The 21312-nt window shown below is 37.5% G+C and carries 14 protein-coding genes, 2 tRNA genes and 3 rRNA genes; all 19 read right to left on the bottom strand.

Annotated features, from left to right (window positions below; translation table 11 throughout):
• Positions 1-503: 503 nt before the first annotated feature.
• The 19 genes from rrf to LF886_RS03310 all read right to left on the bottom strand — a co-directional run bounded on the left by rrf (position 504) and on the right by LF886_RS03310 (position 21253).
• Positions 504-611: ribosomal RNA gene (rrf, locus tag LF886_RS03400) — 5S ribosomal RNA — on the bottom strand.
• A gap of 144 nt (positions 612-755) precedes the next feature.
• Positions 756-3515 (bottom strand): 23S ribosomal RNA (locus LF886_RS03395).
• A gap of 204 nt (positions 3516-3719) precedes the next feature.
• Positions 3720-3793: transfer RNA gene (locus tag LF886_RS03390), tRNA-Ala, on the bottom strand.
• Between the two features lie 101 nt (positions 3794-3894).
• Positions 3895-3968, bottom strand: a tRNA-Ile gene (locus tag LF886_RS03385).
• Positions 3969-4147: 179 nt separating this feature from the next.
• Positions 4148-5665: ribosomal RNA gene (locus tag LF886_RS03380) — 16S ribosomal RNA — on the bottom strand.
• The 16S, 23S and 5S rRNA genes sit together here with 2 tRNA genes alongside, the layout of an rRNA operon.
• Before the next feature lie 582 nt (positions 5666-6247).
• Positions 6248-6928, bottom strand: a complete 681-nt coding sequence (locus LF886_RS03375; protein WP_236852724.1) for a hypothetical protein — start codon at positions 6926-6928, stop codon at positions 6248-6250.
• A 7-nt stretch (positions 6929-6935) separates the two neighbouring features.
• Positions 6936-7799: a dTDP-4-dehydrorhamnose reductase gene (gene rfbD, locus LF886_RS03370; RefSeq protein WP_236852723.1), complete on the bottom strand. Its 864-nt coding sequence runs from the start codon at positions 7797-7799 to the stop codon at positions 6936-6938.
• A gap of 48 nt (positions 7800-7847) precedes the next feature.
• Positions 7848-8333 carry an acyl-CoA thioesterase gene (locus tag LF886_RS03365; RefSeq protein WP_124535652.1) on the bottom strand — a complete coding sequence of 162 codons (486 nt, stop codon included), beginning with the start codon at positions 8331-8333 and terminating at the stop codon, positions 7848-7850.
• A gap of 70 nt (positions 8334-8403) precedes the next feature.
• A complete protein-coding gene (locus LF886_RS03360) occupies positions 8404-8907 on the bottom strand; it encodes an OmpH family outer membrane protein (RefSeq protein WP_124535654.1) in 504 nt (167 codons plus the stop codon).
• Positions 8908-8973: 66 nt separating this feature from the next.
• Positions 8974-9528 carry an OmpH family outer membrane protein gene (locus LF886_RS03355; RefSeq protein ID WP_236852722.1) on the bottom strand — a complete coding sequence of 185 codons (555 nt, stop codon included), beginning with the start codon at positions 9526-9528 and terminating at the stop codon, positions 8974-8976.
• A gap of 8 nt (positions 9529-9536) precedes the next feature.
• The gene (locus LF886_RS03350) at positions 9537-12071 is read right to left on the bottom strand and encodes an outer membrane protein assembly factor (RefSeq protein ID WP_236852721.1); all 2535 of its coding nucleotides are present in this window, start codon (positions 12069-12071) and stop codon (positions 9537-9539) included.
• A 26-nt stretch (positions 12072-12097) separates the two neighbouring features.
• The gene (locus LF886_RS03345; RefSeq protein ID WP_236852720.1) at positions 12098-12847 is read right to left on the bottom strand and encodes an isoprenyl transferase; all 750 of its coding nucleotides are present in this window, start codon (positions 12845-12847) and stop codon (positions 12098-12100) included.
• Position 12848: 1 nt separating this feature from the next.
• Positions 12849-13739, bottom strand: coding sequence for a DUF6089 family protein (locus LF886_RS03340; protein ID WP_236852719.1), 891 nt, complete (start codon positions 13737-13739; stop codon positions 12849-12851).
• Between the two features lie 213 nt (positions 13740-13952).
• Positions 13953-16457, bottom strand: coding sequence for a polysaccharide biosynthesis tyrosine autokinase (locus LF886_RS03335; protein WP_236852718.1), 2505 nt, complete (start codon positions 16455-16457; stop codon positions 13953-13955).
• Between the two features lie 2 nt (positions 16458-16459).
• A complete protein-coding gene (locus LF886_RS03330; RefSeq protein ID WP_410685625.1) occupies positions 16460-17341 on the bottom strand; it encodes a polysaccharide biosynthesis/export family protein in 882 nt (293 codons plus the stop codon).
• A gap of 37 nt (positions 17342-17378) precedes the next feature.
• Entirely contained in the window at positions 17379-18497 is a 1119-nt protein-coding gene (locus LF886_RS03325; RefSeq protein ID WP_236852716.1) for a glycosyltransferase family 4 protein, read from the bottom strand.
• Between the two features lie 112 nt (positions 18498-18609).
• Positions 18610-19611 (bottom strand): glycosyltransferase family 2 protein, encoded by a 1002-nt coding sequence (locus LF886_RS03320; protein ID WP_236852715.1) that lies wholly within the window; start codon positions 19609-19611, stop codon positions 18610-18612.
• 3 nt (positions 19612-19614) lie between these two features.
• Positions 19615-20685, bottom strand: a complete 1071-nt coding sequence (locus tag LF886_RS03315; protein WP_236852714.1) for a formimidoylglutamase — start codon at positions 20683-20685, stop codon at positions 19615-19617.
• A gap of 193 nt (positions 20686-20878) precedes the next feature.
• Positions 20879-21253 carry a hypothetical protein gene (locus tag LF886_RS03310; RefSeq protein WP_124535670.1) on the bottom strand — a complete coding sequence of 125 codons (375 nt, stop codon included), beginning with the start codon at positions 21251-21253 and terminating at the stop codon, positions 20879-20881.
• Positions 21254-21312 lie beyond the last annotated feature (59 nt).

Genomic DNA, 21312 nt, shown 5'->3' with positions numbered 1-21312 from the left:
AAAAATCAGGAGCTTCATCCCGCTATTCATTCATACTCCTCGCGCCAGTGCGCTGCTACACTTACACCCCACCAACTCTCCAACTCAAGCTGCGGGGTAACCATTACTATCGGGGCTAAAAGGAAGAGAACTATGAATTATAAGTTATGAATGATGAGTTTCAGGTTTCGAGATTCAGGCTGCAATTGATCAGCTTTGATTATTCTACATTTATGATATTCAATAGGAGCGGGCTTTAGCCCGTTCTGGTCAAAAACGCTATTTCCATCTGGCTTTAGCCAAAACTTATCATTGGGATAATCCTATTGACTGAAGAAAATAAATAATAAGCCTCAATTAAAGATTGAAAGATAAGTAACCAGCAATTGGGAGTGATTAGGAATAGAAGATAATAGGAGGATTGGATGTTATTATAATAACGATCTGCTTGCTTATTTGCTGTATGTATATAACAAAAAAAGTCCTTCATCGTATGATAAAGGACTTTTTAAAAATAAAATAAAAACTGGCGGCGGCCTACTCTCCCGCGTTAGCAGTACCATCGGCGCTGGTGGGCTTAACTTCTGTGTTCGGAATGGGAACAGGTGAGCCCCACCGCTAAAACCACCCTAAAGGTTGTATATAAGGTTGCAGGTCGTAGGTAAAAGGCGGCAGGTTTTCCCTGCTTCCTAATAGCTAACATCTGCTACCTGGTTTATTTTCGATAAAAACTTTCACAAAGAGGTAACCTTGCTGCACTTCCGTGCGCCATATTAGGCTATAAATCTACGGGTAATTAGTACTACTTGGCTATGACATTACTGTCTTTACACCTATAGCCTATCAACGTCGTCATCTCCAACGACCCTTAAAAGATGTCTCATCTTGAGGCGAGTTTCGCACTTATATGCTTTCAGTGCTTATCTCTTCCAAACGTAGCTACTCAGCAGTGCACCTGGCGGTACAACTGATACACCAGAGGTTTGTTCAATTCGGTCCTCTCGTACTAGAATCAAGCCCTCTCAAACATCTAACGCCCGCAATAGATAGAGACCGAACTGTCTCACGACGTTCTGAACCCAGCTCGCGTGCCACTTTAATGGGCGAACAGCCCAACCCTTGGGACCTTCTCCAGCCCCAGGATGTGACGAGCCGACATCGAGGTGCCGAACCTCCCCGTCGATGTGAGCTCTTGGGGGAGACTAGCCTGTTATCCCCGGAGTACCTTTTATCCTATGAGCGATGGCCCTTCCATACGGAACCACCGGATCACTATGTCCTGCTTTCGCACCTGATCGACTTGTTGGTCTCACAGTCAAGCACCCTTATGCCATTACACTCTACGCACGGTTACCAAGCGTGCTGAGGGTACCTTTGAAAGCCTCCGTTACTCTTTTGGAGGCGACCACCCCAGTCAAACTACCCACCACGCAATGTCCTTCTATTAAGAAGTTAGGCTCCAAGTAAGTAAAGGGTGGTATTTCAACGTTGGCTCCACCTACACTAGCGTGCAAGCTTCAAAGCCTCCCACCTATCCTACACATTACTTACTCAAAGTCAATACGAAGTTATAGTAAAGGTTCACAGGGTCTTTTCGTCCCATTGCGGGTACTCGGCATCTTCACCGAGACTACAATTTCACAGAGCTCATGGTTGAGACAGTGCCCAGATCGTTACACCATTCGTGCAGGTCGGAACTTACCCGACAAGGAATTTCGCTACCTTAGGACCGTTATAGTTACGGCCGCCGTTTACTGGGGCTTCAGTCAATGCCTTCGGTTTAACCCTAAGCACCTTCCTTAACCTTCCAGCACCGGGCAGGTGTCAGACCCTATACTGCATCTTTCGATTTTGCAGAGTCCTGTGTTTTTGATAAACAGTCGCCTGGGCCTCTTTACTGCGGCCACCATTGCTGATGGCGTCTCTTCTCCCGAAGTTACGAGACTATTTTGCCTAGTTCCTTAACCATGATTCACTCTAGCACCTTAGGATTCTCTCCTCGACTACCTGTGTCGGTTTTGGTACGGGTTGCTTCACTTCGGCTTTTCTTGGAAGCACTTTCCCTACAGCAGCTTCGCCCGAAGGCTAGGCCTTGACTATTCCGTCAGTCTCCAGTAAGTACGGCACTCCGTCCCCTTTTTAGTGTGAGCAAGTATGGGAATATTAACCCATTGTCCATCCACTACCCCTTTCGGGTTCGCGTTAGGTCCCGACTAACCCTCAGCTGATTAGCATGGCTGAGGAAACCTTAGTCTTTCGGTGAGCGGGTTTCTCGCCCGCTTTATCGTTACTTATGCCTACATTTTCTTTTCTATCCGCTCCACAATACCTCACAGTACTGCTTCAGCGCAAATAGAATGCTCTCCTACCAGATATACCCCTAAGGTATAAATCCATAGCTTCGGTAATATGTTTATGCCCGATTATTATCCATGCCGGACCGCTCGACTAGTGAGCTGTTACGCACTCTTTAAATGAATGGCTGCTTCCAAGCCAACATCCTAGCTGTCAATGCAGTCCAACCGCGTTGCTTCAACTTAACATATATTTTGGGACCTTAGCTGTTGGTCTGGGTTCTTTCCCTCTCGGACATGGACCTTAGCACCCATGCCCTCACTGCCGTAGAACATTTATTAGCATTCGGAGTTTGTCAGGAATTGGTAGGTGGTGAAACCCCCGCATCCAATCAGTAGCTCTACCTCTAATAAACTTATATACGACGCTGCACCTAAATGCATTTCGGAGAGTACGAGCTATCTCCCAGTTTGATTGGCCTTTCACCCCTACCCACAGGTCATCCGAAGACTTTTCAACGTCAACCGGTTCGGTCCTCCACTCTGTGTTACCAGAGCTTCAACCTGCCCATGGGTAGATCACAAGGTTTCGCGTCTAATCCTACTAACTATACGCCCTATTCAGACTCGCTTTCGCTCCGGCTCCGGTACTTAATACCTTAACCTCGCTAGTAAAATTAACTCGTAGGCTCATTATGCAAAAGGCACGCCGTCACACCATATAGGTGCTCCGACCGCTTGTAGGCGTACGGTTTCAGGTTCTATTTCACCCTTCTATTCGAAGTGCTTTTCACCTTTCCTTCACAGTACTTGTTCACTATCGGTCTTTCAGGAGTATTTAGCCTTGGAGGATGGTCCCCCATATTCAGACAGGATTTCACGTGTCCCGCCCTACTCATTTATCACTCAAATATGCCTTTCATTTACGGGGCTATCACCCTCTACGGCTGTTCTTTCCAGAACATTCTATTAAACATATATTAGCTTTTGGGCTAATCCGCTTTCGCTCGCCACTACTTACGGAATCTCTTCGATTTCTTTTCCTCCGGGTACTTAGATGTTTCAGTTCTCCGGGTTTGCTCCTCCTAAGAGGTGACTGGTCTTCAACCAGCCGGGTTGCCCCATTCGGACATCTGCGGATCAATTCGTGTGTGCCAATCCCCGCAGCTTTTCGCAGCTTACCACGTCCTTCGTCGCCTCTGAAAGCCTAGGCATCCGCCATACGCCCTTAACGATTTCTTTCCTAATAATTATATTAGTTCAGTATTTTTTGATAAATTAAAATTTATCGATATTTTTATAAACTCGGCACTCGAAAGTGCTCGGTTATCTCTTTGTGATGTCTTTACCGTTAATGTCAATGATCTTAATGTCTTCTTGTCCAACTGATGAACAGATATTGTTTTTGGCTCTATCCGTAACTTTTAAATCAGTCTTCCAAAACTGTGGAGAATAAGGGAGTCGAACCCTTGACCTCCTGCGTGCAAGGCAGGCGCTCTAGCCAGCTGAGCTAATTCCCCCTCTAGTAGAAATTTTAAATTTTAAATGATAAATTTTAAATGAAACAGCAATGTCGTAATTTAAAATCTATAATTCTTAATCTATAATTCCCTATAATTAGTAGTCTCGGGCAGGCTCGAACTGCCGACCTCTACATTATCAGTGTAGCGCTCTAACCAGCTGAGCTACGAGACTTTTTATGAGTAATGGGGATAAGTAAGTACTCTCTCCATTTCTCAATCTCTTCCCTATACTAATTTCTAGTGGGTTTTGTATTTTTAATATAACCAACCAAACAAAAAACTAAAGCTATACTTTAAGTAAGTACATGTATCTTGCGATACTAATTTTGTTTATCGTCTAAAGACGCTCTAAAATGAGATGTTCCAGCCGCACCTTCCGGTACGGCTACCTTGTTACGACTTAGCCCTAGTTACCTGTTTTACCCTAGGCAGCTCCTATTACGGTCACCGACTTCAGGTACCCCAGACTTCCATGGCTTGACGGGCGGTGTGTACAAGGCCCGGGAACGTATTCACCGCGCCATGGCTGATGCGCGATTACTAGCGATTCCAGCTTCATAGAGTCGAGTTGCAGACTCCAATCCGAACTGAGACCAGCTTTCGAGATTTGCATCACATCGCTGTGTAGCTGCCCTCTGTACTGGCCATTGTATTACGTGTGTGGCCCAAGGCGTAAGGGCCGTGATGATTTGACGTCATCCCCACCTTCCTCTCTACTTGCGTAGGCAGTCTCACTAGAGTCCCCAACTTAATGATGGCAACTAGTGACAGGGGTTGCGCTCGTTGCAGGACTTAACCTAACACCTCACGGCACGAGCTGACGACAACCATGCAGCACCTTGAAAAATGTCCGAAGAAAAGTCTATTTCTAAACCTGTCATTTCCCATTTAAGCCTTGGTAAGGTTCCTCGCGTATCATCGAATTAAACCACATAATCCACCGCTTGTGCGGGCCCCCGTCAATTCCTTTGAGTTTCATTCTTGCGAACGTACTCCCCAGGTGGCTAACTTATCACTTTCGCTTAGTCTCTGAATCTTAAAGACCCAAAAACGAGTTAGCATCGTTTACGGCGTGGACTACCAGGGTATCTAATCCTGTTCGCTCCCCACGCTTTCGTCCATCAGCGTCAGTTGTTGCTTAGTAACCTGCCTTCGCAATTGGTGTTCTAAGTAATATCTATGCATTTCACCGCTACACTACTTATTCCAGCTACTTCAACAACACTCAAGACCTGCAGTATCAATGGCAGTTTCACAGTTAAGCTGTGAGATTTCACCACTGACTTACAGATCCGCCTACGGACCCTTTAAACCCAATAAATCCGGATAACGCTTGCACCCTCCGTATTACCGCGGCTGCTGGCACGGAGTTAGCCGGTGCTTATTCGTATAGTACCTTCAGCTACTCTCACGAGAGTAGGTTTATCCCTATACAAAAGAAGTTTACAACCCATAGGGCCGTCGTCCTTCACGCGGGATGGCTGGATCAGGCTCTCACCCATTGTCCAATATTCCTCACTGCTGCCTCCCGTAGGAGTCTGGTCCGTGTCTCAGTACCAGTGTGGGGGATCACCCTCTCAGGCCCCCTAAAGATCGTAGACTTGGTGAGCCGTTACCTCACCAACTATCTAATCTTGCGCGTGCCCATCTCTATCCACCGGAGTTTTCAATATCAACTGATGCCAGTCAATATATTATGGGGTATTAATCTTCCTTTCGAAAGGCTATCCCCCAGATAAAGGCAGGTTGCACACGTGTTCCGCACCCGTACGCCGCTCTCAAGATTCCGAAGAATCTCTACCGCTCGGCTTGCATGTGTTAGGCCTCCCGCTAGCGTTCATCCTGAGCCAGGATCAAACTCTCCATTGTATGTTTGTCTGACTCACTCAAAGTTTTGACGCTTTAGTTTTTCCTTACTTGGTTGTTATATTGTATGTCAATGATCTTTATATCTTTCGCTTTTTAACGATGCAATCTTCTCTGTCAGTGTTGCTCCGTATTTGCGAGTGCAAAAGTAAAACTTTATTTCTATTTGACCAAATGTTTTTGAAGAAAATTTTAAAGTTTTTTAAGTAACCTTAATCCCTCTTCTCATCACCTAATCTTCCACTCCTGCGCTCCCTTAATTGGGACTGCAAAGATAAGAACTTTATTTCAACTCGCAACTTTTTAAATAAAAATGTTGAAGTTTTTTTTGCTCTTCCCTTTTGAAGTTTCTTATTGTTTCTGCTTATCTAAAAGCTCTTCTGCGCTACTGAATGTCTTTCGTTTTTCAGTGGGGCAAAGATAGAAACTTAACCCACACCACGCAACTTTATTTAACATAAATTTCACCTTTTCGTAATATTAATCCCTAAAACACTGGAAGGCAGAGAGAAAAATTTTAAACAAAATTGGTTACCTTATATCCTTATAAAGCAAAACCAGGAATAATACTGTTCCTGCCTGCTTTTAAGGATTGATTTTTTTGTAAATCGCGCTTAAAAATTCGGCGTAAGACTTTTCCAGCCCAATAATATCTCCGGATTTAAGGTTCAAACCTCCTACTCCTGAGTTATCCGGCTTCACTTTTAAGGATGAAACCTGGAAGTAAAGATCATCATCATTGGCTTTTGGCTGAACTTTTACAGTAGATCCTAAAAGTTTCTTCGTTGAAATGGTATAGATTTCTCCGGGAACAACTTTAATTTTTAAAAATGATCTTGGAGAGATAATATAGTCTTTACGATTGATACTTATTTTCTGATCTTTTTCAGAGGATGCAAATATATACATGTAACCATGCTGAGCGGTTAGCTTTTCTTTAGGAGTATAGTATAAAGCAATTTTATAATTGGCGGCATTGAATTCCTGAGGGGTACCGTCAACATTTTCGAAAGGTTTTAATTCAAATGTATTGGCACCAATCTCTTTTGCTTTTTTATATACTAAAGAAAATACGAGTGCATCATCTTTTGAAAATCCCTGAACTTCTACTTCTCCTAGATAAACTGCATCGGTACCAGCTTCTTCTTTTTTATGGAAGAATTTATCTGGGTTATCATTCGTTTTCTCAACCTTGGTCAGATAAACATTCTGTGCATTCCACAACTGGATACACAATACAGAAAAGATGATTGCTATATTCTTCATATATATATTATTGTTGTAAAAGTACATCAACACATTCTTCAAGACTGTTCTCCCAATGTTTGGGCTCTATTTTATAAGTCTCTTCTATTTTATCCAAAGACATTGTACTTCTCACAGGTCTTTTGGCAGGAGTTGGATACTGTTCGGTTGTTAACGGGTTTAGTTTTACTGAGGATTTTGAAAATTCAGCAATTTTTTTGGCAAATTCAAACCATGTTGTTTCCGGATAGTTTGAGAAGTGGAAAATCCCATAGGTTTTGTTTGGAGCTTCAATGATTGCTAGGATTGCTTCTGCAAGATCGGTTGCATTAGTTGGTTGTCCAAACTGATCGGCAACGATTCCCAATTCTTTTTTCTGAGAGAACAAATTCAGCATTGTCTTCACAAAGTTCTTATTGAATTCAGAATACAGCCAGGAAGTTCTTAGTATAATGGTTTTAGGATTGATTTCTAAAGCCAGTTCTTCTCCTTTTCTTTTTGATTCACCATATACGCCTATTGGATTGGTAAAATCGTCTTCAGAATACGGAAGATTTGTGCTTCCATCAAAAACGTAGTCAGTAGAAACATGAATCAGGGTGGATTTGCATTCTACACATGCCTGAGCAAGATGAGCTACTCCATCTGCATTGATGGCAAAAGCTTTTTCTTTATCAGTTTCTGCCAGATCCACTGCGGTATATGCAGAAGCATTGATGCAGTAATCGGGTTTATTATCATAAAAGAAATCGTTTACCTGTTCTTCATTTGTAACATCTAAAGTGGATGAGTCTGTAAATAAGAATTCATATTGATGTTCAAAGTCAGGCGCTATTTTTCTAATGCAGTTTCCCAATTGTCCGTTACTTCCTATTACTGCTATTTTTTTCATTTATCTATTATTAATTTTTAAGTTGGTATGTTTGATAAGAACTGTTGACTAAGAATTTTTCGCATTCTGAGTTCTTAAAAACTTCACTCTTGACTGGTAGTCTTTCTGTATTAAATCTACATAAAATTTATCAAAGAGTTCTTTGATCTCTTCGGGATGAACTTCAGATTTTCTGGTTTTAACATTAAAATAAATAACGGTCACCCAAAGTACGGCATGAATTGTCTTTTCATCCAGGCTTTTCATCAGAATTTCAACTTTAGCAGTTCTATCCTGCACATCGATGGTTTTGCTGCTGATGACCACCTGTGTGTTGTATCTTACTTCTTTTAAGTATGCTATTTCATTTTGAATGGCAATCCAGGTACAGCCGGTTTTCTTGGTATATTCTTCATAGGTAAATCCATAAAATGTTTCTACATGATCTTCTCTGGCATTGAACATATAATCAAGATATTTTACATTATTCAAATGTCCGATCGGATCGCAGTCACTAAACCTAACTTTAACCGTAGTTGATACTTCTTTTTCCATTCCGTAAAAATAAAAAAACCACCTCTAAAAGAGGTGGTTAGTTTTATAAATCTTTGTTAATTTGCTGAAATTATTGAACTCCTAGTTCTTTCTTCACAGCTGGAGTAGCGTCTGGTCCTGCTTTATAAAGGAATGCTGTTGAATTTGCATCCATAATATAATCGTATCCGTTAGCTTTAGCTACTTTTTCTACTGCATCATTCAACTTCTTCTCAACTGGTCCGAAAGCTACATCTTGCTTAGCTTGTAGATCTTTTTGAGCTTTGTCTTGCATTTGCTGAATTTCTTCAGCTAATTTCTTCATTTCTTCTTCTCTAGCTTTGTTCTCATCAGCTGTCTTTTTTGGTGCTTCTGTCTGATATTGCTGATATTTAGTTTGAGCTGCGTCAGCTTTTTTCTTAATCTCAGCTTGTTTTGTATCTAAGAATGTTTTAAGATCAGCATCTGCTTTCTTTTTCTCCGGCATAGCGTTAAGAACTCCCATTACATCTAAAGTAGCAATTTTTTGAGCTTTTGCCATACCTACAGATACAACCATCATTACTGCTGCAAATAATACACTTAATTTTTTCATAACTGGTAAATAAATAATTTAATTTGTTTTTAGATTTTAAAATATAGCAAAAGTTAATTTGATAATTTATTTTTTGCCTTTGCTATTTGTTTTTTCCTTCTTATCTGTTCCTTTTAGCAGAATAGATAATACTTTCTCGGTGTAATCATATTTTGACTGAAGGAAAATAACACTAATGTTATTGCTTTTATCAAGAACTATGCCCAATCCATTTTTTTCAGACATCGTTTTGATTGCTCCCCAGATCTGGTCCTGAAAAGGTAAAACCAGATTTGTTCTCAGTTTGGTAATTTCACCATTAGCCCCAAAACGTAAACTTGTTGTGGTTTTAATATTTTTGTCAAGGTCTACAACTTCTTTTTCTCGAAGTTTAAGCTGATCCCCTATTAATAATACTTTTTCACTTTCAAAAGCAGCTTTTTTTCTTTCATATTCAGACTGAAGGCTTTGAAGTTCTGACTCCCAGGTATCGATCTGAGAATTCAGTCTTGCTTCCGCTTCTTTATACTGAGGTAATTTATTCAAAATTTCATTAGTATCCACTACTCCTATCTTCTGGGCATTATTAAACCCAAAAAGCAAAAGTAATGCGAATGTGAAAATTATTTTAAAGTGCTTCATATTTCTAATTATAATGTTTGGTTCATCAAGAAGTGGTTTCTCCATCCGGACTTATCACCTGATAATGTTTTATCCAGACCAAGTGCAAAGTCGAATCCGATCAATCCAAATGCTCCCATATAAACTCTTACTCCGATCCCGACTGATCTTTTCAACTGGAATGGGCTGTAAGAACTCCATGTGTTCCATACGTTACCTCCTTCAGCAAATGTCAATGCATAGATTTTTGCAGTCTGGCTCATTGAGATTGGGTATCTTAATTCTAAAGTAAATCTATTGTAGATTGTACCTCCTCCTTTTTGAGTAATATCTTCTGCTTCTCCTCCATTTGTTGAAGCATTTTCATATCCTCTCAAAGGAATCAATTCTCTACCGTCATATCTACCTCCGAAAAGACCTGTACCTCCCATATAGAATCTTTCAAATGGCGGAGCTCCCAGCTGACTGTTATATCCGTCCATGAATCCCATTTCAGCAGAAGATCTCAAGACCAATTTTCCAATGATCTCATTGTAAACGTCTGCTTTAAACTTGATTTTATAGAATTCCATCCACTTGTACTTGTCAATTGCTGACATGGTGGAGTAATCTTTCTTCTTAAACAATGAATATGGAGGTGTCAGTTTAGCTGAAAGTTCCATATTGGATCCGGTTGTTGGGAAGATTGGGTCAATACCTGCTGAGTTTCTACTCAATCCTAAGTTGATACTGAAGTTATTGGCTGTACCATTATTTTCTGTAGTATCACCAAACTGGAATGGATAGTTATTGAAGTCATACTTCTGGAACTGTAAACCAGTATAAAGAGAGAAATAATCATCCGGCCAGTTCAATAGTCTGTTTAAACCTACTGAAGCTGAGAAGATGTTCAATTTCTGAGCATTATTATATTGATCTGTATATCTTACTCTGGAGTTGTTCAAACTTACAGAAAGGGCTGTTGGTCTTGTACCAAATAACCAAGGTTCTGTAAATGATACTCCATAGTTCTGGAAGTACTGTCCTGCCTGAACCTGAATAGAGAAGACTTGTCCGTCTCCCTGAGGTACTGGTTTGAAGTCTTTAAACTTAAGGAAATTCTTTAATGAGAAGTTATTAAATGTCAATCCTAAAGTACCAATAAAGCTGTTACCACCGTAACCTGCCTGTAATTGTACCTGAGAAGATCCTTTTTCTACAAGTTTCCAGTTAACATCAACGGTATTATCCTGTTGATTTGGCTGAATATCCTGTCCGATCTGCTGAGGGTCAAAGAATGACATCCCTGCTAAATCGAAATATGTTCTTTTAATTTCCGTTTTCTTGAATAGCTCTCCTGGTTTTGTTCTTAGTGCTCTAAGAATTACGTGGTCATGGGTTGTTGTATTTCCCTGCCAAGTTACTTTATTCCAGGTAGCCTGCTCTCCTTCATTAATTCTAACTTCAAGGTTTACGGCATCTCCTGACACTGATTTTTCAACAGGTGTTACGTTGGAGAAAAGATAACCATTGTTCATGTAAACAGATTTGATATCTGAATCATCTTCTTTACCACCGTCTTCACCTACTTTTTTGTTGAATCCTACAGCATCGTAAATATCTCCTTTCTTATATCCTAATAATCTTTGTAAATATTCTGTAGCGTATACCGTATTACCCGTGAACGTAACGTCCCCGATGTAATATTTTTTACCTTCATTAAGTTTTACATTGATTTCGTAGTTATTTCTTTTGTTTCTCCATACTGAGTCAGAAACAATTTTTGCGTCTCTATATCCCAGGGAGTTGTAATAACTGATAAGGCCTTGCTTATCTTCCTGATATTTATCTTCAATGAATTTTGAGGATTTCAAGATACCACCGATACCAAAACGTTTCTGTTTTGTTTCTTTGAAAGCTTTGTTTCTCAGTTTTCTATCGGTTACACTTTCGTTTCCTTCAAATTCAATATGATCAATTTTGATCCTTTTCCCTTTCTCTACATTGATTGTCCAGTCTACTAAAGCAGGGTCTCCTGCATTTACTTTATCCTGAATAGTGATTTTGGCATCTGCAAAACCTTTTTTAATAAAGTCTTTAGGGACATTGGTTTTAAGGCTTGAAACTAGGTTCTGAGTGATTTTAGTTCCTGGCTTAAGATTATTATCCTTTGCCATTTTTTCACTTTTAGATTTACCAATTCCTTTCCCTGCGAACTTAACTTCTCCAAGTTCTTTAAGGTCCTGCAGGTAGAATTTCAGAACGATCGTCTGTCCTTCAATGCTTTGAACATACACTTCCACTTCAGAAAAAGATTGAGTATCCCAAAGTTTTTTAACAGCATTGCTGATTTTTTGTCCTGGAATATCCACACTTTCTCCTTTTGTAAGGCCTGTAAATCTTAAGATCTGAGCTGGTGTATATTTCTTTACCCCATCTACAACGATGTCTTTAAGCGTATAAGTACCTGCCTCATTTTCTGCGTGTACAGCATTATTTACTTTTGTGCTGTCCTTTGGAGTTACTTGTCCATAAAAATGTGCAGAAGCAGCAAACATAATGATGGGTAATAGTCTAAACTTCATTTTATCGAGTCTTTCTTTTCTAAATTTTATTGGCCTTTTACTTGCTCACCGGTTAAACCGTATCTTCTTTCTTTGTTTTGATAATCAACAATACATTGAAAGAAAATATCTTTGGAAAAATCCGGCCATAGTACATTTAAAAACTGTAATTCTGCATAAGCGATCTGCCAAAGCAGGAAATTGCTTATCCTTATTTCACCGCTGGTTCTGATCAATAAGTCTACAGGAGGAAAATCTTTTGTATAAAGATAATTTTCAAATAAACTTTCGTTAATATTTTCTATCTCTACTTTTCCTTCTTTTACATCAGAACTTATATTTTTTACAGCTTCCAAAATTTCATTTTGTGAGCCGTAGCTTATAGCCAATACAAGGTTTCCTTTTGTGTTTTCTTTTGTAAGTTCTACCACACGTTCCAACTGCTCTTTTACTAAAGTAGGCAGTTTTTCCAAATTCCCTATAACATGCATTCTTAATCCTTTGCTGAAGATCTCTTCTGCCTCTAGCAGTAAGGTCTCTACCAACAGATTCATAAGGGTATTCACTTCTTCACTTGGACGGCTCCAATTTTCTGAAGAGAATGTATACAATGTTAAGTAAGGGATATCAATCTCATTACAAGCATTAATAGCATTTCTTACTGCATTAATGGCATTTTTGTGACCGAAGGTTCTTTCTTCGCCACGAGATTTTGCCCATCTTCCATTACCATCCATAATGATGGCTACGTGTTTTGGTAAATTCTCAGAATTTATTTTATCTTTAATCAACGACATATTATTCACAATAACATGGAGGTCTTCCGAACGAATATGTCAGCCCTAAGCTGAAAGTATTCATCCAGTCATTAGATCTTCCATCTCCAATATTTCTCTTTTTAATAAACTCTGTTTCTCTTTCTTTAGAAACTGCATAGTAACTTCCTGACTGTAATAATGAACTTCCTGTAGCAGGATCCAAAATATCAGCATTAAAAGAAGTTTTTACATCTTTGGAAAGGATCTTACTGTGATCCAACTGATCCGTCAATGTATATCTGAATGTAGCTTCTGCAAATATAGCCCAAGAGTGGTTGAATTTATACTTCAAACCTACCCCAAAAGGAATATGCACTGTTACTTTTTTTCCTAATGAATAATCTGTTCTGGTCGTGAAATCCAATTCATTGATTGGAGCCTGTGCCACCCCATCAGCATCTCTTCTGAAGTCATTCATCAGGGTTGCTTTGGGAGCATCAAACATCAAAGCACCAACACCACCGAAGATGTAAGGACTTAGCATGCTGATCTGCTCATTATTAACAGGGAAAAAGTTATATTCAAACATTAAACTCGCCTCATACACGTTATTTTTTCCGTATGAGTTTCTATTTCTTCTATAATCCTCTTTTGCCGCTTTATCACTAAACTGAACCTGGTTGTATCCTAAATCCAATCGAATAGTCTGATGCGGGTTAAAATTAAACCTATATAATAAACCTCCATAAAATGGGATGCCCCAATCTGACACTCTGTTTAAATCCAACGGCTTTTGTAAAATATAATTCGTACTTCCTACATCTCCCACTAGGTTACTCATACCTAGACGAACTCCCAATTCGTTTCTTTGTGCTTTAACACTTACCACTCCAAGGAAGGCAAGGAAGCTAAACAATAATTTTTTATTCATAAAAGAATATGGATTTATGGTTATTTTAAAATTTAATTTTTGCAAATATAAAACTTTTTTATATTAATGATAATCTTAATGTTTAGTTAAAAATAAACAAAAAAACATAATTTGTTATAAAGTAAACGGCAAAGTGGCAAAAATATTCTTTTTTTCATAGAATGAAAATAGTTTAAATATGAAAAAACCCCCATTAAATGGAGGTTTAATGCTTTATTTTTTATTAAATAATCCCTGTACTTTATTTCGAATCCTGATCAACAAAGGTTCTTTATAATTTTTATCTTCATCAAAATAGCCATAACCGTAGCCATATCCGTATCCGTAGCCATATCCGTAACCATACCCTTGTTTTGTATTATAGTCATTATAAACAAGTCCTAAATTATTAATTTCATCGTTATGATATTTTTCCGTTATCATTTTCAGCATGTACTTTTCCGTGTATTCATGACGAACAACATAAAGATTAGCGTCAGAATGTTTCATCAATTCATATGAGTCTGCTACCAATCCTACCGGCGGAGAGTCTATAATAATGAAATCGTATTTTTCTTTCAGTTCTTCTATAAATTTGATATTCCTCTGACTCATCAAAAGCTCAGAAGGATTTGGTGGGATAGGTCCTGAAGTGGCAACATCAAGATTCGGGATCTTTGTTTTGTTGATAATCTGATCAATTCCTACTTCCCCTGTCAGGTAATTTGAAATACCATATTTGTTATCAATCTTGAAATCTCCAAAGATTTTCGGCTTTCTAAGGTCCATCCCCAATAAGATTGTTTTCTTATCACTTAATCCTATTACAGAAGCCAAATTAATTGAAATATAAGTTTTTCCTTCACCTCCAATAGATGATGTTATCAGGATGACTTTACCTTTTTCCTCTTCATTATCCATCAAAAATCTCATATTGGCTCTTATTCCCCTGAAGGCTTCTGATACAGATGATTTTGGTTGTTCCAAAACAGTAAGCATATTTTCATTGCTGTTATTTCCGATCACTCCAAGAAGTGGAATTTTCGTTGCACTTAACAGTTCTTTGATATTTCTGATTTTAGTATCAAGCACTTCACCAATCAGGATAAATAATAATGGAAGCAGCAGCATTCCTGAAATAATCGCAATCTTTGCCAACTTCACATTAGGTCCTATCGGTCTTTGTCCTAAGTTCTTAGCCGGGTCAATCACCGTAATATCAGATTGATTGGTTGCCATTCTCATCTGAGTATCACCCTGTCTTCCCAAAAGACTGTTGTAAGTAGCTTCAATCATATTATATCCTCTCTCTGCATCCATATATCTTCTTTCTTTTTCAGGATAAGAAGTTAAATCAGAATTGGCACCAGCTACTTCACGGTCTATTTTATTAATTTCCTCATTGTATTTATTATAATAGCTTCTCAAACTATTGGATGAACCCATTTTTGCTTCATCAATAAGTCTGTTGATCTCTCTTATTGGTTCTGATGAAGGCTTATAAATAGCAGCCATTTCAGATTTTTTAATATATAGAGCCTTAAGTTCAGAAACTGTTGCTGAAAACACACCATCTTCAAAACCGGCAGCATTTGTCCCGATCATTTTATCAAAATTCTGAGACTGAAGCGTATTCCTGATATTATTCAAAGAATTGATTTTGCTTAAAACATCTGCTTTTTTAGCTTCAAGTTCTTTTATTTTTTCAAGAGATTTTTCATCTCTGTCTTTAATATTGTAAAGCTTTTCTGAAGTCTTTAAGTAGTTCAGTACATTGGCACTAGAATCAAGTTTTTTACGGACTTTATTTAAATTATCTTTTAAAAATACATCTGTATTCTTATTAACAATATTTTTATCAGCAAGTCTCTTTTTCTGTAGCTCTGTAACAGATTTATTAAGGAAATTCACAGTACTGTTAAGGTTATACCCTTTTTTAGTAATGATCATAATAGACCTGATTTCTTTATCAAAGTCTACGCCTGTGGTAGAAACGATTTCGTCTACACTCTGGTTTACTGAGTTCAGACTTATGATGATATTATCCAGCTTAATTTTAGAAGTAATAGGATTCTTAAGCAATCTGAATCTCAGGTTAGGAGAGGTATACCATTCGTTAACTTTAATCGTTTTATTAGCAGGTCTGTTGTATGAGTTGATGCTCTGGAAACCTTCTGCTTCATAGCTATACAAGCTTGTAGTTTCTCCTTCTTCAGGCAAAACAACTTCATAATTCCCATCTCCTTTTGGCATCAGGGTAATAGGGTAATTAATCTGCTGAAGGTGTTTTTTATCAATTTGAAGAAAGACTGGTGAATCATCTTTGTCCAGATAAGTAGATTTTATAAGCCCTTTGGTAGAATAGTTCACAAAAAGGTCTAATTCTTTTACCAAAAATTCGTTATGTGATCTGGACAAAAGCATTTTCTTCAAATAAAGCCCATCCTGATTTCCCGTATCTCCCCAAATGAAGTTAATAGACTGGTTAGACTGAGTGGGCAAAAATTCAGAAGCTTTACTGGAAGTGCTTAATGACAAGTCTGATGCATAAATATTCTGTGCATAATATTTACTGTATACCCATGACATGGCATATCCAATCATCAGCATGAACGCAAACCAGTACCAGTTTTTAAGGATTCTTCTTAAAAAGTGCTCTAAATCAAATAATGCAAATGTTCCGGATTTGTCTTTCTGAGAATTATTCTTCTCTGTATTGGTTACTCTTTCTGGAATCATAATTAAAGATTTTTAAGGAGTAAATAAATAGACAATGCAGTAGTAATTACCGAAACTCCAGTCGTCAAAGTCTGAATAGGATCTTTTCCAAATCCATTCAAGCTTTTCGCTCTTGTGTTCAGATAGATTTCATCACCATTTTGTATATAATAGTAAGGAGAATTCATAATATCTTCACGGGTAAGATCTATTTTGGCAATTTTAATTCCTTCAGGAAGTTTTCTGTGGATAACCACTTCTCTTTTATCGATAGTTCTGTTCAACCCGCCATTAATCGCTAATGCTTCAGTAATGGTAAGGGTATTTTTGTGGGTTACTTTTTCTCCAGAAAGTCCGGTAGTCTCCACATCACCAAGAATATAATAAGTAATACCATCTGTATTCAGTCGTACTTCCGACTTACCTTCCTGGAAATTTTCATTTACTTTATCTTGTATTTCTTTTGTAATATCATCAAGTGTTCTTCCTTCAGCCTTTATGTATCCAATTCCAAAAATATTGATATCACCATTGGAGTCAACTTTCAATCCATTAAAATAGAAATTCATATTTCCACCTCTACCTCCTCCGGAACCACCACTATTAGCTCCTACATTTACACCTCCTCCTGATATTGCAGAACTTGTTACCCCTCCGTTGGCTACTCCGCCGGAAGTATTGTAAGAGGAATAAAATTGTGCTGCATCTCCTTTGGGAGTTGTCACAACATTAAGATTAAGGATATCATTTTTGGTAATCCTGTACACGGGAATGTTGTAGGGAACAAGACCTTCCTCGTTAATAACAAGACTTTCACTTGGCTGTAAATACCTCACATCCTTTGTTGTGATACATGAGGTAACTAAAAAGGGGAATATTAAAAATAAATATTTAAAGTTCTTCATCATATATAATATTGTTTACAAAAGTAATATTTAATTGTTAATTTTTGTTATTTCTTAATCGATATAGCAAATCTGGTAAGTAAGCTCCAAAAAAACCTAGGGAAATGATCACCAATAATAGCACATTTACATTAATGTGTCTTAAAAAATAAGCTATTCCTACGATCATCAGATAGTAAAGAATAATATAGAAAGTAGATCTCCTATGGGTAAGATTCAGCTTTAGTAACTTATGGTGAATATGGTTTTTATCTGCATCGAATGGCGACTTTTTGTTATAAAGCCTCACCACAATTACATTTAATGTGTCTACGATCGGAAGAATAAGGATCGCAACGGCTACAACAGGAGCAGACTGAAGATGATACCTCGGTACATCTATTAGTTTTTTATCAATAAAAATGTCTATGAAACAAATGGAGGTAAACGCCAGTAAAAAGCCAAGTAACATGGAGCCAGTATCTCCCATAAATATTTTACGGGTACGGTAATTTGACAGATTATAGTATAAAAACGCCAATACGGTCCCAATGATAATAACGGATAGTACAACCAGAGGATAATTATATTCTCCTAACCGGTAATAGCTTATTCCAAATAAAGCACTACAGATTACAGAATATCCACCTGCCAATCCATCTATTCCGTCTATTAAATTAAAAGCATTGATCAGAATAATAAAAGTAATAATACTGAACAGAACACTCACAAAATATTCTAATTCATACACTCCAAATATTCCAAATAAGCTTCTGATTCTGATATCTGATCCTATCACCACCAGCGATGACACTACAATCTGTGCAACAAGTTTTTTGTATGCCCTCATTACAACAATATCATCCATTACCCCTACATAAAGCAGGATAATCAATGAAGCAAATAAAAATTTATAGAGATCAAACAGCTCGTAAGCAAAAATTGAAGCGCAAATTCCTATGGAATAAAATATGGCAATTCCTCCCAGATTGGGAATCTCTCTAAGGTGCGAGCTTCTCATTCCCGGCTCATCCATCAGATTCTTTCTTCTTGAAATCTTAACAATGGTAGGAATAGAAAAAAAAGTAATTAAAAATGAGAATACAAAACCTAATCCTATTTTTACATAGAAAATAGATATTCCCGATTCGCTTAAGAACAATTCAAAATTTTTCATTCTCTTTCTTATTCAGCACTTGTATCTTATAATAAAAATTGATGATGCAGAACTTATAAAGAACTTCATCATTGTTTTCTATTGACCGAAACAATAGTACTTGCATTTGTGTTTATATCAATTTTCTTATCAATCTTTTCTGTCCGGCAAAAAATAATAGATAAAAAATCTTTTTCTTCAGGGGCAAAGATAAAAGATAATTCTTATCAAAACGACTATACTTCAATATATCTTGAACTTTTATTTGTCTTTCATTCATAAAAAGAATTAACTGATCAGACATGCTATAGAACAATTCTTCTTTTTTCACAAAGGCCAGATAGGCCAAAAATGAATAAACACCTTCAAAAATCTGAAAATTTTTCAGTTCCTCTTTTTTGTGGGAATATTGAGACTCACTGAATATCTTTTCCACATCAGCAACGGCTTTCAACATATCAAGTCCTTTTTCTGTGTGGGTTTTTGTAATAGAATCGGAACGCTCCAGATATTGATAATGAAAATTTTGAGTCTGAGCTATCGTTTCACATTCAAGCAACAATTGTGGAATAAGTTGAATATCTTCAAAATGAACCCCTTTTTTAAACCTTCTTTGATTAAAAAGCTCTCTCTTGAACAACTTATTACATGCAAAATAGCTGATATCAGAAAACACTGAGAAATTACTTTCAAGAGCTATTTTTTCAGGCATATTGGGAAGCTGGGTCAGTTTTTGGGTAACCTTTCCGTTCTCGTCTACTTTCTGAATATTACAGATCACCATTTTTGCCTGATGCTTTTCTCCTAAAAGGAGCATTTCCTCAAACATGGTCTCAGTAACATAGTCATCGCTGTCTACAAAACCTATATAAGTACCTTCTGCTTTATCAATCCCAAAGTTACGGGCATCACTTAAGCCACCGTTTTCTTTGGTAAAAGCTTTTATTTTTTCCGGATATCTTTTTGCATATCCTTCAATAATTTTTTCAGAATTATCTTTGCTTCCATCGTTCACTACAAGGATTTCAATATTGGGGAGACTTTGATTCACCAGGGAGTCAAGGCATTTTGTCAAATAATTCTCGACATTATAAACGGGAACAATAATGGATACTCTTGGGGGAACATTTGTCATACATTAAATTTTCGTCAGTCTTGCACTCAGCCATCCTTTCTTAGCTTCATCAAAATCATTTCTGGAACACGGAATGCAGTTTTCTATATTTTCATCATCACCAAAATACCACAAATTACTGAAAGTATCACGCTTGAATGCATATTGTCTGTCATCTATCAAAACATAGAACTGTTCATAATGTCTTTCCTTTGGATGAGAGTACTGAATGTTTATTCCTTCGATCAGATACCACAACATCTGTGCTAAAAGCTGGTGGTTCAGTTGATTTTCAGAATAAATATTATAATTAAAAATTCCGACAGACTTCAGATTTTCACTCAATCCGATTTCTTTCATATAAGCACAAATTTCTCTTCTGTTCAGTCCATTTACCTGTGGATTCATAGAAAAAGGTTCACTGAAGCTTTCCACAGCATCACAATTTACTGTAACCAGATCTGCTTTTCTGAAGAAAGGTTCTGTTTTTTCTGTAGAATTCATCATCTCCGCAAGGCGAATAATATCAAATTCTACTTCTTTTATCAGCCTTACAGAATCCATTTCATTCAAATGTTTCTGATACCCTAAATGATGGTAATTTTTAATAGAGAAATTTTTGGCTCCGAAAATTTTGCCTAAAAAAGTATATTCATTGATCGTTTCCCCTTGTTGAAGAGAAATAATATTACTTATCTGGGTATAATTGAGACTTTTCTTGTGAAAGTTCAATGCAGAAAATAATGAAAAGGCAAAATCATTGGAGCCGCCGATAATCACCGGAATTGCTCTTTTATAGTGACATGCCGACAGAACTTCCTGTAAAATATAGTGAGTATCCTGAACCGATTTCCCTGATACCAAGTCTCCAAGATCTACAATAGGAATTTCGAAGTCCATCTGCGAAAGCTTATAAAATTCTTTCCTTACCCCGGTAAAGTCCTGTACTTCCGCATCTCCGCCCGCACCTCGATAGTCTGATACAAACAAAAGAACAATACTGTCTTCTTTGATATCTTTTGTAATCCGATTTCCTATCTGCCAGCTTTCTGTTTTGAAATTTCTTGGTGAAATGATAAAGTCTTCGAAATCCATATTTTAATTTGAAATATAATAATTGATTAATTACTTGATATAACAAACATACAAAAAACATAGGAACTGAGTAGACTGTGGTATATTTTGTTCACAAAAAAGCTGTCAACAAATTGTTAATGGTTTTTGGATAAAAAATCCGCCTCATGTATTATATGAGACGGACTTTTATTTTAATTCGTGTACCTGTTAATTAGCACTTTCCGAATGACTGACTGATAATTGTGATTCCAGCTATAATAATAGTTACTCTAATTCCTGTTGGAATTCCCCAAGTAGTACAAATAGATAAGCAAGCCTGTCCAGCCGTTCCATTAGGAATACTTAATGGTATGCTGAAACAATATTTTCCAAAGCCTAAAGGTAGGTTGATGCACACTTTGTTGTTCTCAACAGTGATTGAAATACACTCTGCTGTTACAAGTAGATAACCTGCGCTAGTATTAGCAAGGCTTAAATCTGAATCCGCTCCTGATGAACGACGATTTGCCTGACTGTCTTCGTGTGATCTTTTTGCCGCTTCTAATGCGTGCGAAATAGCTTCTTCGCTAAATTTAAATTCTGCCATGATTTTATAGTTTTTGTTTTCTTACTCGTTTGGCTTTTCAGAATCCGCCTCGTTTTTAA

This window comes from Chryseobacterium sp. MEBOG07, from assembly GCF_021869745.1.
GTDB lineage: Bacteria > Bacteroidota > Bacteroidia > Flavobacteriales > Weeksellaceae > Chryseobacterium > Chryseobacterium viscerum.
The sequence above is the reverse complement of the archived record's forward strand: the minus strand, read 5'-3'. Positions and strand labels throughout refer to the sequence as shown.

Bases quoted from the DNA above. Each gene is read 5' to 3' on its own strand.
- LF886_RS03335 (WP_236852718.1), bottom strand. From the start codon at position 16,457: ATGATTCCAGAAAGAGTAACCAATACAGAGAAGAATAATTCTCAGAAA.
- LF886_RS03375 (WP_236852724.1), bottom strand. From the start codon at position 6,928: ATGAAGAATATAGCAATCATCTTTTCTGTATTGTGTATCCAGTTGTGG.
- LF886_RS03320 (WP_236852715.1), bottom strand. From the start codon at position 19,611: ATGACAAATGTTCCCCCAAGAGTATCCATTATTGTTCCCGTTTATAAT.
- LF886_RS03325 (WP_236852716.1), bottom strand. From the start codon at position 18,497: ATGAAAAATTTTGAATTGTTCTTAAGCGAATCGGGAATATCTATTTTC.
- LF886_RS03340 (WP_236852719.1), bottom strand. From the start codon at position 13,739: ATGAATAAAAAATTATTGTTTAGCTTCCTTGCCTTCCTTGGAGTGGTA.
- rfbD (WP_236852723.1), bottom strand. From the start codon at position 7,799: ATGAAAAAAATAGCAGTAATAGGAAGTAACGGACAATTGGGAAACTGC.
- LF886_RS03345 (WP_236852720.1), bottom strand. From the start codon at position 12,847: ATGTCGTTGATTAAAGATAAAATAAATTCTGAGAATTTACCAAAACAC.
- LF886_RS03315 (WP_236852714.1), bottom strand. From the start codon at position 20,685: ATGGATTTCGAAGACTTTATCATTTCACCAAGAAATTTCAAAACAGAA.
- LF886_RS03360 (WP_124535654.1), bottom strand. From the start codon at position 8,907: ATGAAAAAATTAAGTGTATTATTTGCAGCAGTAATGATGGTTGTATCT.
- LF886_RS03365 (WP_124535652.1), bottom strand. From the start codon at position 8,333: ATGGAAAAAGAAGTATCAACTACGGTTAAAGTTAGGTTTAGTGACTGC.
- LF886_RS03310 (WP_124535670.1), bottom strand. From the start codon at position 21,253: ATGGCAGAATTTAAATTTAGCGAAGAAGCTATTTCGCACGCATTAGAA.
- LF886_RS03330 (WP_410685625.1), bottom strand. From the start codon at position 17,341: ATGAAGAACTTTAAATATTTATTTTTAATATTCCCCTTTTTAGTTACC.
- LF886_RS03350 (WP_236852721.1), bottom strand. From the start codon at position 12,071: ATGAAGTTTAGACTATTACCCATCATTATGTTTGCTGCTTCTGCACAT.
- LF886_RS03355 (WP_236852722.1), bottom strand. From the start codon at position 9,528: ATGAAGCACTTTAAAATAATTTTCACATTCGCATTACTTTTGCTTTTT.